The sequence below is a fragment of the Streptomyces zinciresistens K42 genome (assembly GCF_000225525.1).
GTDB lineage: Bacteria > Actinomycetota > Actinomycetes > Streptomycetales > Streptomycetaceae > Streptomyces > Streptomyces zinciresistens.
This window is the reverse complement of the sequence record NZ_AGBF01000007.1, coordinates 1-13,825: the sequence shown is the minus strand read 5'-3', so window position 1 is coordinate 13,825 and position 13,825 is coordinate 1. Positions and strand designations below refer to the sequence as shown.

13 protein-coding genes are annotated in these 13,825 nt (G+C 71.9%); 4 read left to right on the top strand and 9 right to left on the bottom strand.

Features of this window, described 5'->3' with window-relative positions; genetic code table 11:
* Positions 1 to 3: 3 nt before the first annotated feature.
* Both SZN_RS04260 and SZN_RS04255 read right to left on the bottom strand, forming a co-directional pair.
* Positions 4 to 1,968 carry a heavy metal translocating P-type ATPase gene (locus SZN_RS04260; protein WP_007491733.1) on the bottom strand — a complete coding sequence of 655 codons (1,965 nt, stop codon included), beginning with the start codon at positions 1,966 to 1,968 and terminating at the stop codon, positions 4 to 6.
* Positions 1,961 to 2,362, bottom strand: coding sequence for an ArsR/SmtB family transcription factor (locus tag SZN_RS04255; RefSeq protein WP_050814997.1), 402 nt, complete (start codon positions 2,360 to 2,362; stop codon positions 1,961 to 1,963). Before SZN_RS04255 ends, SZN_RS04260 begins: the two co-directional genes overlap by 8 nt.
* A 56-nt stretch (positions 2,363 to 2,418) precedes the next feature.
* Here SZN_RS04255 and SZN_RS04250 point away from each other — a divergent pair, with 56 nt between their 5' ends.
* On the top strand, positions 2,419 to 3,030 hold the full coding sequence (locus SZN_RS04250) for a class I SAM-dependent methyltransferase (RefSeq protein WP_007491731.1): 612 nt from the start codon (positions 2,419 to 2,421) through the stop codon (positions 3,028 to 3,030).
* Here SZN_RS04250 and SZN_RS38140 read toward each other — a convergent pair.
* From SZN_RS38140 to SZN_RS04210, 7 genes are all read right to left on the bottom strand, one after another.
* A complete protein-coding gene (locus tag SZN_RS38140) occupies positions 2,978 to 3,643 on the bottom strand; it encodes an SCO family protein (RefSeq protein WP_244313285.1) in 666 nt (221 codons plus the stop codon). The two genes, SZN_RS04250 and SZN_RS38140, sit on opposite strands and share 53 nt — an antisense overlap.
* A 385-nt stretch (positions 3,644 to 4,028) precedes the next feature.
* Entirely contained in the window at positions 4,029 to 5,129 is a 1,101-nt protein-coding gene (locus tag SZN_RS38135; protein WP_399497988.1) for a PDR/VanB family oxidoreductase, read from the bottom strand.
* Positions 5,130 to 5,527: 398 nt separating this feature from the next.
* Complete coding sequence (locus SZN_RS04235) at positions 5,528 to 6,475, bottom strand: FAD:protein FMN transferase (RefSeq protein WP_139063521.1); 948 nt, start codon at positions 6,473 to 6,475, stop codon at positions 5,528 to 5,530.
* Positions 6,465 to 6,851: a hypothetical protein gene (locus SZN_RS04230; RefSeq protein WP_007491723.1), complete on the bottom strand. Its 387-nt coding sequence runs from the start codon at positions 6,849 to 6,851 to the stop codon at positions 6,465 to 6,467. Before SZN_RS04230 ends, SZN_RS04235 begins: the two co-directional genes overlap by 11 nt.
* A 2-nt stretch (positions 6,852 to 6,853) precedes the next feature.
* A complete protein-coding gene (locus SZN_RS40825) occupies positions 6,854 to 7,408 on the bottom strand; it encodes a hypothetical protein (RefSeq protein WP_007491721.1) in 555 nt (184 codons plus the stop codon).
* Between the two features lie 114 nt (positions 7,409 to 7,522).
* A complete protein-coding gene (locus tag SZN_RS04215) occupies positions 7,523 to 9,853 on the bottom strand; it encodes a heavy metal translocating P-type ATPase (RefSeq protein WP_007491719.1) in 2,331 nt (776 codons plus the stop codon).
* Between the two features lie 343 nt (positions 9,854 to 10,196).
* The gene (locus SZN_RS04210; RefSeq protein ID WP_007491717.1) at positions 10,197 to 10,409 is read right to left on the bottom strand and encodes a heavy-metal-associated domain-containing protein; all 213 of its coding nucleotides are present in this window, start codon (positions 10,407 to 10,409) and stop codon (positions 10,197 to 10,199) included.
* A gap of 150 nt (positions 10,410 to 10,559) precedes the next feature.
* Between SZN_RS04210 and SZN_RS04205 the strand changes: the two genes are divergently transcribed.
* From SZN_RS04205 to SZN_RS04195, 3 genes are all read left to right on the top strand, one after another.
* Positions 10,560 to 10,979 carry a heavy metal-responsive transcriptional regulator gene (locus tag SZN_RS04205; protein WP_208865756.1) on the top strand — a complete coding sequence of 140 codons (420 nt, stop codon included), beginning with the start codon at positions 10,560 to 10,562 and terminating at the stop codon, positions 10,977 to 10,979.
* Between the two features lie 744 nt (positions 10,980 to 11,723).
* Positions 11,724 to 12,506, top strand: a complete 783-nt coding sequence (locus tag SZN_RS04200; protein WP_139063520.1) for a hypothetical protein — start codon at positions 11,724 to 11,726, stop codon at positions 12,504 to 12,506.
* A 36-nt stretch (positions 12,507 to 12,542) separates the two neighbouring features.
* The gene (locus SZN_RS04195; protein WP_007491712.1) at positions 12,543 to 13,226 is read left to right on the top strand and encodes a hypothetical protein; all 684 of its coding nucleotides are present in this window, start codon (positions 12,543 to 12,545) and stop codon (positions 13,224 to 13,226) included.
* Positions 13,227 to 13,825 lie beyond the last annotated feature (599 nt).

Genomic DNA, 13,825 nt, shown 5'->3' with positions numbered 1-13,825 from the left:
GGTTCAGACTCCTGCCGTCGCCGGGACGGGCTGCTCTGCCGCGACGGGTACTGGTGCGGGGGGAAGGGGGCGGGTGCGTCCGGCGCGGACGCCGTTGCCGATGACGACGATCTCGAAGAGCTCGTGGACGGCGACGACGGCGGCCAGGCCCATGACGCCGAAGGCGGACAGCGGGATGAGCAGGGTGATCAGGCCGAGGGACATGCCGACGTTCTGCAGCATGATCGCGCGGGAGCGGCGGGCGTGGTCGAGGGCCTGGGGCAGGTGGCGCAGGTCCTCGCCCATCAGTGCGATGTCCGCGGTTTCGATGGCGACGTCGGTGCCCATGGCGCCCATGGCGATGCCGGTGTCGGCGCTGGCCAGGGCGGGGGCGTCGTTGATGCCGTCGCCGACCATGGCGACTGGGCGCTGCTCACGCAGGGCACGGATGAGGGTGGCCTTGTCCTCGGGGCGCAGGTCGGCGTGGACCTCGGTGATGCCGGCCTGGGCTGCCAGGGCGGTGGCGGTGCGCTGGTTGTCGCCGGTGAGCATGGCCACGGTGTAGCCGGAGCCGTGGAGGCGGGCGACGACCTCGGCGGCCTCCGGGCGCAGTTCGTCGCGTACGCCGATGGCACCGATGAGGTGTCCGTCGTACTCGACGAGGACGGCGGTGGCGCCCATGTTCTGCAGGGCGGTGACGTCCTCATCGAAGCTGCCGGGCTCGATCCAGCCAGGCCGTCCCAGGCGGGCGGGGCGGCCGTCGACGGTGCCGGTCAGTCCGGCGCCGGTGACCGCCTCCACCCCGTCCGCCTGCGGGTGTTCGGGGGCGGCGGCCAGGATCGCGCGGGCCAGGGGGTGTTCGCTGCGGGCCTCCAGCGCGGCAGCGATCTCAAGGACCCGCTTCTCGCTGCGGCCGTCGGCGGAGACGGTGCGGATGACGGTGGGCTCGTTGCGGGTCAGGGTGCCGGTCTTGTCGAGCGCGACGGCGCGGATGCGGCCGAGAGCTTCGAGGGCGGCGCCGCCCTTGACGAGGACGCCCAGGCGGCTGGCGGCGCCGATGGAGGCGACCACGGTGACCGGGACGGAGATCGCGAGCGCGCACGGGGAGGCGGCGACCAGGACGACCAGGGCCCGTTCGATCCAGGTCTGCGGGTCGCCGAGGATGCTGCCGGTGACGGCGATGATCGCGGCGAGGATCATGATGCCGGGCACCAGCGGTTTGGCGATCTTGTCGGCGAGGCGCTGGGCCTGGCCCTTGCGGGACTGCTCGGCCTCGACGATCTTCACGATGCGGGCCAGGGAGTTGTCCGCGGCGGCGGCGGTGACCTCGACCTCCAGCACGCCGGTGCCGTTGATCGACCCCGCGTACACCGCGCCGCCCTCGCCCGCCTCGACGGGGACGGACTCGCCGGTCAGCGCGGAGACGTCGAGTGCGCTGCGGCCGGAGCGGATGGTGCCGTCGGTGGCCACGCGCTCACCGGGCTTGACCAGGAGCACATCGCCGATCTTCAAGGTGGCCGGGTCGACGGTGACCTGGGCCCCCTCGCGCAGCACGGTGGCCTCGCTGGGCACCAGGTCCAGCAGGGCGCGCAGGCCGCGGCGGGTGCGGGCCAGGGAGTACTCCTCCAGACCCTCGCTGATGGAGTAGAGGAAGGCCAGCATGGCCGCTTCCTCGACCTGGCCCAGGACGACGGCTCCGACGGCGGCGATGGTCATCAGCGTGCCGACGCCGATCTTGCCCTTGGCCAGGCGGCGCAGGGTGCCGGGCACGAACGTCCAGGCGCCCGCGGCCAGGGCGATCGCGTTCAGGACGAGTTCGACCGTGTCCGGGCCGTCGGCCAGGCCGGTGACGAAGCCAACCAGCAGGAACACGCCAGCGACCGCCGCCCACTGCAGCTCGCTGACCTGCCAGATCTTTTCCGGTGCCGACTCCTCGGCGTCGTCACTGGTGCGCGGTTCGTCGCCGCCGCATCCGCACGCGTCACCCATGGGTCTTCTCCTTGCGCTGAGCAGCCACCAAGGTGCGGCCGTAGGTGGGGCACAGATCCACGGCCTCGCCCGTGGCGGCCAGCAGATCCTCGGCCGAAGCCAGCAGGTCCAGCAACTCCGGGCGGGCCAGGAAGTAGAACGACGAGCGGCCTTCGGCCCGGGAGTCGACCAGGGCGCAGTCACGCAGGCACGCCAGGTGTGCCGAGATCGTGGACTGGGCCAGGCCCAGTGCCTTGACCAGGTCGACCACCCGAGCCTCGCTTTCGGCCAGGCGCAGCAGGATCGCCAGGCGGGCCGGCTCACCCAGGGAACGGAACAGGGCCACGGCCGCCGACGGCGCCCCGCATGTCGTCATGGTGGCCGCCGGGGCCACTCCTGTGCTATTCATCGTCATGCGACGATGATAGCTGCCCGTGGCGATGCATTGGCGAGGGGGACCCGGACGTGCTGATGAACCGGATCGAGAAGGCCGCGATCAACAACCCGGCAAGGCGGGCGCTGCAACGTCTCTACGAGGTGCCGACCCTGCTGAAGCTGGCCGGCGGCCCGCTGCCGCCCGGGGCGAAGGCGGCCGAACTCGGCTGCGGACCCGGCTACGGCACCAAGCTGATCCTGGACCGCTTCCGCGCCGCGCACGTCGACGCCGTCGACCTCGACCCCTACATGATCACCAAGGCCCGGCGCCGCCTCGCCCGCGAAATGCACCGGGTGCGCCTGGCGGTCGGGGACGCCACCGACCTGCGTACGGCCTTCGGCGCCGCGGACAGCTCCTACGAAGCGGTCTTCGACTTCGCGATCATCCACCACATCCCCGACTGGCGCTCCGCCCTCACCGAGACCGCCCGCGCCCTCAAGCCGGGCGGGCTGTTCGTGTTCGAAGAGGTCACCGCGCACGCCCTGGCCCGGCCCTCCTACCGGCTGCTGTTCGACCACCCCACCGAAGACCGGTTCACCGCCGAGCAGTTCCTCGCCGAGCTGCCCCGCCACGGCCTGGCTGTGCGCGGCAGCCTCACCCGCATCCGGGGCGACTACCTCCTCGGCGCCGCTGTCCGCAGCCGCTGACAGCGCAGCGCAGCGGTTTCCCGGACGGGGCGCCGAGAGCGAGACCCCCTGCGTCGGCTACTCGGCGGTAGCTTTGGCCAGGAGCGGCAGATCGTGGGTGAAGTCCTCGACGGTGGTGCCGCTGTAGAGGACGTGGGCCTTGTCGTGGATGGGCCAGAACGCGGCGACCTGGGTGCCGTGGGGAGGTGGCGACGGTGCCGTCGGCGTGGCCCTTGGGGTCTTCGACGGAGGTGCCCAGGCCGAGGGCGGCCTTCTTCACCTTCTCCAGGTCTCCGGACAGGCCGGTGAACTGGGGGCCGAACGCGCGCAGCCAGCGGCCGGTGTCCTCGGGGGTGTCCCGCTCGCGGTCGGTGGTGACGAACACGACTGTGGTGTCGTCCCGTACGTCCTGGGGCTGCTTGGCCAGGGCTGTGGAGATGTCGCCCATGGTGGTGGGGCACACGTCGGGGCAGTTGGTATAGCCGAAGAAGACCAGCGTGGCCTTCCCGGCGGTCTGCTTGCGCAGGTCGAAGCTCTGGCCGCTGGTGTCGGTCAGCACCAGGTCGGGCTTGGGGAACGGGTTCGACAGCTGCGTGCCCCCGGGCGGGCCTTCGGCCCGGCTTGGGTGCACCACGGCTCAGTGCGCTCGCCTACCGCAGGGCACCGGGCGTCGGCGGGCCGCCTGCGCCGCTGTCAGGGTTCGTGGACGGGGCGGGCGACGAACTCGTGGAGGGGCTGCTCGGGGCCGGTGCGCCCGGGTCGCCCCCGGCGAGAGCGGTGCCCCAGCCTCTGTCGTAGTCAACTGACCTTGCTCATGTGAGACATCCTTCTCCGTGCGTGGCTTTGCTTCCGGTTCGGTGAAAGGGAACTGACGTGCCGGTGGCGGGCCCTTGCCCGCCGTCTGATTCGGTCACCGACCGACGCCCGGCGGCGAGTTCGCAGCTCGGTGTCGGCGAGGGGCGGCGTCCGCGTCGGTTCGCGCGGAGGGCCTCTCGGCTGGGCGGAGGGGGCGGAGCCGGTCACAGGTCCACGACCAGCCGGGGGCTGCGGGAGCGCGAGACGCAGGGGTAGACGACGTCGCGGCGGTCCCGCTCGCCTGGCGGCAGTACGGTGTCGCGGTGGTCGGGGGTGCCGGCCAGGACACGCAGTTCGCAGCTGCCGCAGAAGCCCTCCTCGCAGGAGGAAGGGGCGTCGGGGACGGCCTGGCGGATCACGTCCAGCAGGGTGCGCTCGGCCGGGACCGGAAGCGTGCGCCCCGTGCGGCGCAGCTCGACGTGGAACGGCCGGGCCGGGGCTGGGGAACCGGTCGCCTGTGAACTGGCTCCGGGGGCGGCGAAGCGTTCGATGTGCAGGTGCCTGTCGGGGAAGCCCGCGGCCACGGTCTTCTCGGCGGCGCTGATGAGGGGTTCGGGTCCGCAGGCATAGACGGCGGCTCCCGGTGGGGTGCCGGCCAGCGCGGTGGTGAGGTCGGGCAGGCCGTCGGTGTCCTGGGGCACCAGGCGGACGCGGTCGCCGCCGAGGGCGGTCAGTTCGTCGGTGAAGGCCATGGTGGCGCGGGAGCGGCCGCCGTAGAGCAGGTGCCATTCCCGCCCTGCCGCTGCTACCGCGCGGATCATGGGCAGGATGGGGGTGATGCCGATGCCGCCGGCGATGAACAGGTAGTGGTCGGCCAGGACCAGCGGGAACCTGTTGCGGGGTCCCTTGATGGCGAGTGGCTGGTCCTCCTCCAGCGCGTGGGCCTCCGCCGAGCCGCCGCGCCCGTCGGGCTGGTGCAGGACGCCGATGCGGTAGGTGGTCCGGTCGGCGGGGTCGCCGCACAGCGAGTACTGGCGGATCCTCCCGGACGGCAGGACGAGGTCGACATGAGCGCCGGGCTGCCACGCGGGCAGCGGTGTGCCGTCCGGGGCAGCGAGGTCGAGGGTCACGACGCCGTCGGCGGCGCGCCGGGTGTCCGTCACGACCACGGGCCGGGATCCGGGCGGGTCGCGGTGTACGGGCGGTTCTACGGCCGTAGCTGCGGGTGCGGGGGTGTCGCTGCCGGCGCTGCGGCGTCCGGCCAGCAGCCGGTAGAGGGACAGGAAGCCGACCGCCGCGCCCAGGACGAGACCGGTCCACGACACCGCTGTGCTGTCGGTGCCGGCGGTGAGGGCGTGCACGGTGGTCAGCACGAACAGGGCGAAGGTGCCGGTGTGGACGTAGCGCCACCACCGGTGCGGGATGCGGTGCTTGAGCAGGGAGGTGGTCTGGATGGCGGCCAGGAGGTACAGGGCGATGACGCCCCAGGCCACCGCCGCGGGCCGGTAGTCGGAGGTGAAGGGGATCAGTAGCTGCAGCAGGCCGATGTCCACCCAGGAGTCGGCGACCAGCCCCACCAGATGCACCGTCAGGAAGACCAGGGACAGTCCGGACAGGAAGCGGTGCAGGTCGTACAGGCGTGCGGGGACCGTGCGAGGGCCCAGCACGCGGGTGGACATCAGCAGCCCCCATACGGCGGTGGCCGACAGCAGCCACCAGGACATCAGCCCGCCGGCGCGGGCGAGGTGCCACCACAGTTGGGGGTCCACGTCACGTACCTTTCCCAGGGCCCGGCGCGGTGCACCGTGCCGTCTTCGGTCACGAGGAGGCCGGCGACGCCGTGACTCTCCAGCAAGGCTGTCCCTGCAGACAGTCCGGCGATCAGGGCCGCTTTGGCCAAAACCTCCGCCCAGTGCGTCTGGCCTGCCACCACGGTGACGGTGGCCACCTCGTTGGTGGCCGGTGCGCCGCTGGCCGGGTCGATGAGGTGGTGGAGCTGCTGTCCCTGCCGCTGCCACCGGCGGCGCAGCCGGGTTGAGGTGGCGACCGCGCCGTCTGCCAGGGCCAGCCACGCCATGTCCATACCAGGGTTGGCCTCGTCCTCTACCGCGACGGACCACGCCTGGGCGCCGGGAGCCGAGCCCACGACCCGTACGTCCCCGCCGAGGTTGACGCAGGCCCCCTCGGCCCCGGAGGCCAGCAGCGCCTGGGCGACGAGATCGGCCGCGTATCCCTTGCCGATGCCGCCGAGATCGAGCCGTACGCCAGGGGGCAGGCGCACCCGGTCATCGTCGATCTCGATGCCCGCGCAACCGGGGGCTGGGGCGGGTGTGACGCCGGGCGCCGGCTCGCGTGGCAGCGTCGGGAAGGTGTGGGTGTAGCCGGCGGCTTCCAGCGCGGGCAGGACGGTGGGGTCGAACAGGCCGCCGGTCACCTCCCATGCCCGTACGGTCTGGCGTACGAGGGCGACGGTCGGCTCCGAGAGCTTGACCCAGCGGTCGGGCGAGGCGTTGAGGCGGCACAGTTCGCTGTCGGCGCGGAAGCGGGACCACAGCGACTCCAGCTCTTCCAGCTGGGAGCGGGCTCGGGCGAGAAGCTCCGGTTCACAGCCGCCGGCCACCAGGAGGTGGCCGGCGGACCCCATCACGGGAAACCGCGCCTCAGCTGCCACGGCTGGTCGTCATCGGCGGGGACGGCATGGGCGCGGAAGGCATCGCGGCCGACGGCGTCGCCTGGCCCTGCCGGCCCTGGGACGGTGCGGGGGCCGCCGCCGGCGGTGAGGTCTGCCCGCCGGAGCCACAGCCGCTGCCGCTGCTCCGCGTCACCGGGGCGGACGGAGTCGCCTGCTCGGGTGCGGGAGTCGCGGCAGCAGGGGCGGAGGAGGCGGCGACGGCCGCCGCGGGCACCGCCTCGGCCGTCGACGGCTGGGCGGCGCCCACCAGTACGCCGGTGAGCAGTGTGGCGCCGGCCAGGCTGGCCGTGGCCACGCCCACCCGCACGGCCAGACGGCGATCCTGTTCGTCGGCGGCGTTGTTCGGGTCGGCCACCGTTACATCCCGCCCATGCCCATGCCCATGCCCATGTCGCCCATGCCCATACCGCCGGAGCTGCCGCCGCTCATGCCACTGCCGTTCATCCCGTTCATGCCGTTCTGGGGCGTGGCGCCGGGCGAGGGGGTGGTGGAGGGAGCGGGGGTGCCGGAGTCGTTCATGGAGCCGGACATCCCCGACCCCATCTCCATCCCCGCCTCCATGCCCTTGTCCATGCCCATCTCCATGCCCATGCGCATGGCTTCGAGCTGCATCCGCATCCGCATCTCCTCCATGCTCATGTCGCCCATGCCGGGGTTGGACGGGGCGACGCTGGGGGCCGGGCCGGCAGTGCCGGGGTCCGTGGGCGACGGCGTGGGGGAGGCCGACGGCATCGAGGATCCGGGAGCCATCGACATGGAAGGGCTCGCGGACGCCGTGGGGCTCGTGCTGGAGTCGTCGGAGGGGCCTCCGCCGGCGGCCGCCGCGGTGGCGACGGCGACGGTGACGCCGACGGTCACGACCGCGGCGGCGATGGCGAGGGCGGTACGGTGCCCGATCTGTCCTGCAGCCATGGTTTCGTCCTTATCTCTGGTCCAGTAGCGGGTGTTGAACGGGTGGTCAGGTCAGGTCTGGGCCCAGGGGCCCGGCAGCGCGCCGGAGGCACCGCCGCGTCGGCTGAGCGGGGCTCAATTGCGGTTCGTCGGCTGGAAGCGGCGCAGCCGCAGGCTGTTGCTGACGACGAACACCGAGGAGGAGGCCATCGCGGCGCCGGCGATGAGCGGGTTGAGCAGGCCGAACGCGGCCAGCGGCAGGGCGGCGACGTTGTAGACGAAGGCCCAGAACAGGTTGCCCTTGATCGTGGACAGGGTCTTGCGGGCGAGGCGTATCGCGTCGGCCGCGCCGCGCAGGTCGCCCTTGACCAGAGTGAGATCGGCAGCGGCGATCGCCGCGTCGGTCCCGGTGCCCATCGCAAGTCCCAGGTCGGCCTGGGCCAGTGCGGCCGCGTCGTTGACGCCGTCGCCGACCATCGCGACGACCTTGCCCTCGCCCTGGAGCCGCTTGATCTCGGCGACCTTGTCCTCGGGGTGGACCTCGGCGATGACCTGCTCGATGCCGACCTCGGCGGCGACGTGCTGGGCCGCGGCGGTGTTGTCACCGGTCAGCAGCACCGGGGTCAGTCCGAGCGCCTTGAACTGGGCGATGGCCTCGGCGCTGGTTGCCTTGACGGTGTCGGCGACCACCAGGGCAGCCCGCACCTTCTCCTCCCAGGCGGCGAAGACCACGGTGCACCCGGTGCGCTCGGCCTTCTGCTGGGCCCGGACCATCGCGGACGGGATCTCCAGACCGCGCTCGGACAGCCAGCTCGCCCGGCCCGCGATCACCTCGCGTCCCTCGACTGTGCCGACCACACCGCGACCGGCATGGTTCGCGAAGTCCGCGACAAGAGCGAGAGGGCCGTGCTCTTCGGCGGACGCGTCGGCGATCGCCCTGGCGATCGGGTGCTCGCTGGCATGCTCCAGCGCGCCCGCCAGCCGCAGGACCTCCTTGCGGTCCTCGCCGTCGGCGAGAACCACATCCGCCAGCCGCATCCGCCCCTCGGTGACGGTGCCGGTCTTGTCCAGCACGATCGTGTCGATGCGCCGGGTGGACTCAAGCACCTCAGGCCCCCGGATCAGCAGTCCGAGCTGGGCGCCGCGGCCGGTGCCCACCATCAGCGCGGTCGGCGTGGCGAGCCCCAGCGAGCACGGGCAGGCGATGATGAGCACCGCCACCGCCGCGGTCAGCGCGGTCTGGGCGGGGTAGCCCAGGATCAGCCAGGCGACCATGGTCTCTACGGCCAGCAGGATGACGACGGGGACGAATATCGCCGAAATCCGGTCGGCCAGCCGCTGCACCTCGGCCTTGCCGGTCTGGGCCTCCTCCACCAGCCGGGCGATCTGCGCCAGCTTGGTGTCCGAGCCCACCCGGGAGGCCCGCACGACGAGCCGGCCTCCGGCGTTGACCGTCGCTCCGGTGACCGCGTCACCGGGGCCGACCTCCACCGGCAGCGACTCACCCGTCAGCAGCGACTCGTCCACCGCCGAGGTTCCCTCGGTCACCACACCGTCGGTGGCGATCTTCTCCCCGGGCCGCACCACGAACTCGTCGCCGACCGCCAGCTGGTCGATCGGCACCCGGACCTCGCGGCCGTCGCGCAGCACGGTGACGTCCTTGGCGCCCAGGTCCATCAGCGCCCGGATCGCCTCCCCGGCCCGCCGCCGGGCACGCGCCTCGAAGTAGCGCCCGGCCAGGATGAACGCGGTCAGCGCCGCGGCCACCTCCAGGTACACCTCGGCCATCCCCGCGTGCCCGGTGTTGGGCAGCAGCGAGAACTCCATCCGCAGCCCCGGCTCCCCCGCACCGCCGAGGAACAGCGCGTAGATGCTCCAGACCCAGGCCGCCAGCACGCCGACCGACACGAGGGTGTCCATGGTCGCCGCCCTGTGACGCAGGTTCAGCAGCGCGGCGCGATGGAACGGCCACGCCCCCCACAGCGCCACCGGGGACGCCAGCGCGAACGCCAGCCACTGCCAGAACCGGAACTGCGTGGCCGGCACCATCGACAGCACCACCACCGGCACCGTCAGCACCGCCGAGACCAGCAGCCGGTCCCGCAGCGCCCGCACATGCCGCTCCTCCTCGCCGACAGGCCCGGCACCGCCATCGGCCGAACCCCCGCTCTCGGCCGCCGTGGACGGGGGCGCGGGAAGGCTCGCCCCGTACCCGGTCGCCTTCACCACCTCGACGAGCTTCTGCGGCGTCAGCTCATCCGGGTAGGAGACCCGGGCGTTGGCGGTCGCGAAGTTCACCGACGCACTCACGCCGGGCACCTTGTTCAGCTTCCGCTCGATCCGCGCCGCACACGAGGCACAGGTCATCCCGGTAATGGACAGATCGACCGTGTTCTCCGGCTCGGCCTGACCCGGCGGTCCGACCGTGGGCAGGCGGCCGGTCGTGTCTGCTTCGGTGGTCGTCATGTGAGGCTGCTTGTCCTTCTGTGCCTGGACCGGGGACAGGTCGGATCGGGGACGGTTCAGCCGCCGGCACACACCGGCGGTCCGGCGGAGCCGGCCGAGTCAGGACCCGCCGGACCGCGGGTGTCGGCGAACTCCCGGCCCTCAAAAAGAAGGAGGAGCGGAGCCGCGAGACCCGGCGCCGTACGGCTGGTGCCACATCAGGCATTCCGTACTCACGGCGACCGAGGTCCGACGCCGCGGATCACGCGTTCGCGGCACACGCGGCACCATTGGGGAGCGTCGCGATCTCGGAGCCGTCGGCCGGACCGGGCCGCCGACGACGCCGGGGCTCCCTGGACGAGCGTCAGGAGGTGACGAGTTCGTACTCGCCAGCCTCGACAATGGCGGCCCGCACGTCCTCCGTCGCCAACGGGCTGTCACTGGCCACCGTGACACGGCCGGTCTCGACATCGACCTCGACCTTGCTCACACCGGGAACGTCGCCGAGTTCCTTGGTGATCGCATCGGCGCAGTGGCTGCAGGTCATGCCGGTGACCGTGTACGTGGTCTCGCTCATGTAACGCTCCTCGCTACAGATACGACCGCCTGGATCGGCGGTCGCGGGTACCAGGGGCTCCTGGAACACGCACAGCGTTACACTTCCACCGCACTGGAAGTTCAAGTGGAGGGCGCGATGAGAATCGGCGAAGTGGCCAAGCTCACAGGAATGAGCACCAAAACCATCCGCTTCTACGAGGACACCGGCCTCGTGCCTCCCCCCACCCGCACCCCCGGCGGCCACCGCGACTACGCCCCCGAGACCGCCGACCGGCTCCGCTTCATCCGCCGCTGCCAGGCCGCGGGAATGTCCCTGCAGGAAGTACGGCAGATCCTGACCGTGCACGACCGCGGCGAGAGCCCCTGCGGCCACGTCAGCCGACTGCTGGGCGAGCGGCTGGACAACGTACGTGCCCAGATCGCCGAACTCGTCACCCTCGAAGCCCACCTCCAATCCCTGCTCTCCCACGCCGAGCAGGGCCAGCCCACCGACCACGACGGCGCAAGCGTCTGCTGGATCCTCGAATCCGAACCATCCGGAATCCGTGACGACCGCAAGGGGACAGCTGTCCCGACCCCCGCCGGCTGACCGCTGTCTTCGGGAGCCGAAATCCGGGGTGCCCCGCAGGCAAGCCGGGATCTTGCCCAGCCGACCCTCCCCGGGCGCCGCACCGTCACCGCCTGGGGCGGCCGTACCCAGCCCGTTCCGGTTCAAGGGCAAGGCCATCCAACAAGTCGGCCGCATCATGCGCGAGGTGGAGGCAGGCGCGACCAGCGTCGAGGCCCGGGCCCGTGCCCACGCATCCTCCGCCCCCGACCGGGGGCGCCTCCACGCCGACGCCCGGGACGCCCAAGCACACATTCACCTCAGCTGACGGCACCGCGGCTCGTACAGGACGGGACGGGACAATCCGAGATGCCCTCACGCCACAGGGGAGATCCGATTCGAGCAGACGCAGCTGGCTGTCGGCAAGCGGGTCACTCCAGGCGACCTACCTGACCTGCAAAGACACCCCATACGTTCCCAAAACCGAGGAGGGGCGTTCCCGAGGTCGACTGGGGCAAGCCCCTGACCTGTGCCTTCGTGATTTTCCGCAAGGCCCGCGCAGAACGCCGTCGCCCTGTTCCACGGAGTCGCCCCGCAGGACGTAGTCGTCCTCGCAGCGGCCTCCTGAACGAACCGCCCTTATGCCCCGGCCCCCAGGCCGCGCGCGCCGGAGATGCACCCCGGGCACGCCCCATCACCCCATCACGAGGAGCGAACCTGCCTCTTTTCCTGGAAGAGCCCAAGTACCCGGCCGGCCCGGATGGAAAGGGCTGGAGCAGACTGACCGTGAACGCTCATATGGAGGACCGCCCCCAGTGCGGACTCCTCCCCCTGGCCTTCTCCTACCTGTTCGAGTCGCGTACAGGACGCCAGCAGTGGGGCGGCTACGACCGATGCAGCAACGCCGGCCGCTGCAAGAGCTGCCCCGTTCAGCTTCGGCACATGGAGCGTGACGGCGTCGACTGGCCTGGTAACACGCCGCTGCTCCTCGCCCGGGCGCGGCCGCTGCCGCTGTCGGATGACGCGATGTGGGCCGATCCGGCCGCCGGCCGCAGCCTCTTGCACTTGTTCACCTTGCAGGGGCAGGACACGGGGGTCGTGGAGAGCTGGTGGAAGCTGCGCAACACCATGTCGGTCCGTATCTCCTGGCACTTCGTGGACGCCGAGGGCGAGGCGGCCTGGCTCGTACGAGACAACCCGGCCGCCGACGCCGCGGTCGTCCGAACCAAGAGGTACAAGACGCACACCCGTCACGCTCTCTGCTCCAGCGACGGGGCCCGGCGGCTTGCCCTGCTGACCTGCCACAACGGCTGTGCCCACAGCGACGGCGACCTCCAGCACCTCGCGGCCGACCTCGCCGACGCCGACGCATCGCCCGCGTCCCTGCCGGCGCCCGACCTGCCCGAGCACCTTCCCGGCGTCCCAGAGATCAAGCTCGGACGGGAGGACGGCCGCACCCTGATCCGGCGCAACGACGCCACCACCCACATCAACGTCGGCATCCCGGCCGACGGCGCCGTCGTGACCGCCCTGGCCGCACACGTGGTGCGCCTCACCCACACGCACTGAACCGCACTCATCTCCTCCCTTACGATCGGAGCCCGTATGGCGCCCGCAGACCTGAGCAACATCCCGGCCCCGGACCCGGCGAACTACGACGCCTTCCGCCAGTGCATGGACAGCATCGTCCATACCGGCAACAGCGCCTCGCTGGCCGACCTCGTTCGTCGCGCTGCCGCGCTCTTCACCCGCCTCGATGGACACCCGGCGGTTTTCGCCGCGCCGGAAGCCCTCGCCGTGACGCTCACCGCGGCGAGCACCACTACGCATCTCCCCACCCTGACCGCGCTCGCGTGGCGGGCCGGTCAGCTGTGGACCGAGCCGGCCTCCGTGGACGACGACCGGCGGGCGGGGTTCGTCGGGTGCCTGCCCGAGTTCGCCCATCAGCCGACGGTCACGGCGGCATCGTCGGCCCTGCGGCGGGCGAGCATTCCCCTCGCGGTGTTCCTGCACGATTGGCGCAACCTCTACGGCGAGCACGGCGCTCAGGGTGTGTACCTGTCGCCCAACGGTGAGCGCACCGTCGAGGCCTCCTGGTTCATCGACGGCCGCGACAACGAGAGGGCGCTCCGGCGTCCGCGCGTCGTCCGCGTCCGCGAGGCCCGCAACGAAGCCCTCGAGCGCGTGCGCGTCGCGCTCTCCTCCGCCGGGTGGAACACGTACTCCAAGACGAGTACGAACACCCAGACGCGCCGGGACCTGAGCATCGTGGCCAGCCTCCCTCTGTGATGCACCGACCTTTCGCTCGGACCCAGACGCCGCCACCCGTGACCATGGCCGGTGCCGGTCTGCGGTCGCCCGTGGTGGTCGTACGTGCGCCGAAGACCGGTGAGCTGCACGGCATCGCGCCGACGGAGGTGCCGCCCGCTGGACTGGCCGCCGGCGTGCAACTCCTGTGCAGCGGCCACGGGAACGACGTCCCGGTGGTCCGACCGTACGCCGGGGATTTCGATGAACGTCGAGCCTGCCGTACGTGCCTCGCTGTCGCCCGGGGCGAACCGCCCCAGACTCCTGCCGCGGCCGAGGCGTTGCCCGGCAGCGAGCCGGTGCTGCCTGGGCGCCCCGCTGCTGTCCATCTGCCGCAGGAGCATCGGGGCCGGGCGGTGAGCTGGGGTGAGTGGGAGGACCTGCCGTGGATGAGCCATGTTCCTCGGCACTGCGAAGTGTGTGGTGACGCGGGACCGGTGCAGTGGGCGGAGGGCGTCGGCAGCGAGCCGCCTGCGCGGTACTTCGCTGTCTGCTGTGCCGCGTGCGGCGACGCCCGGGCTTTCACTCACGGCCCCGACGGCGCTCCGGTGGTGATCTGGGCGTGCCGGGGGCGGTGACCG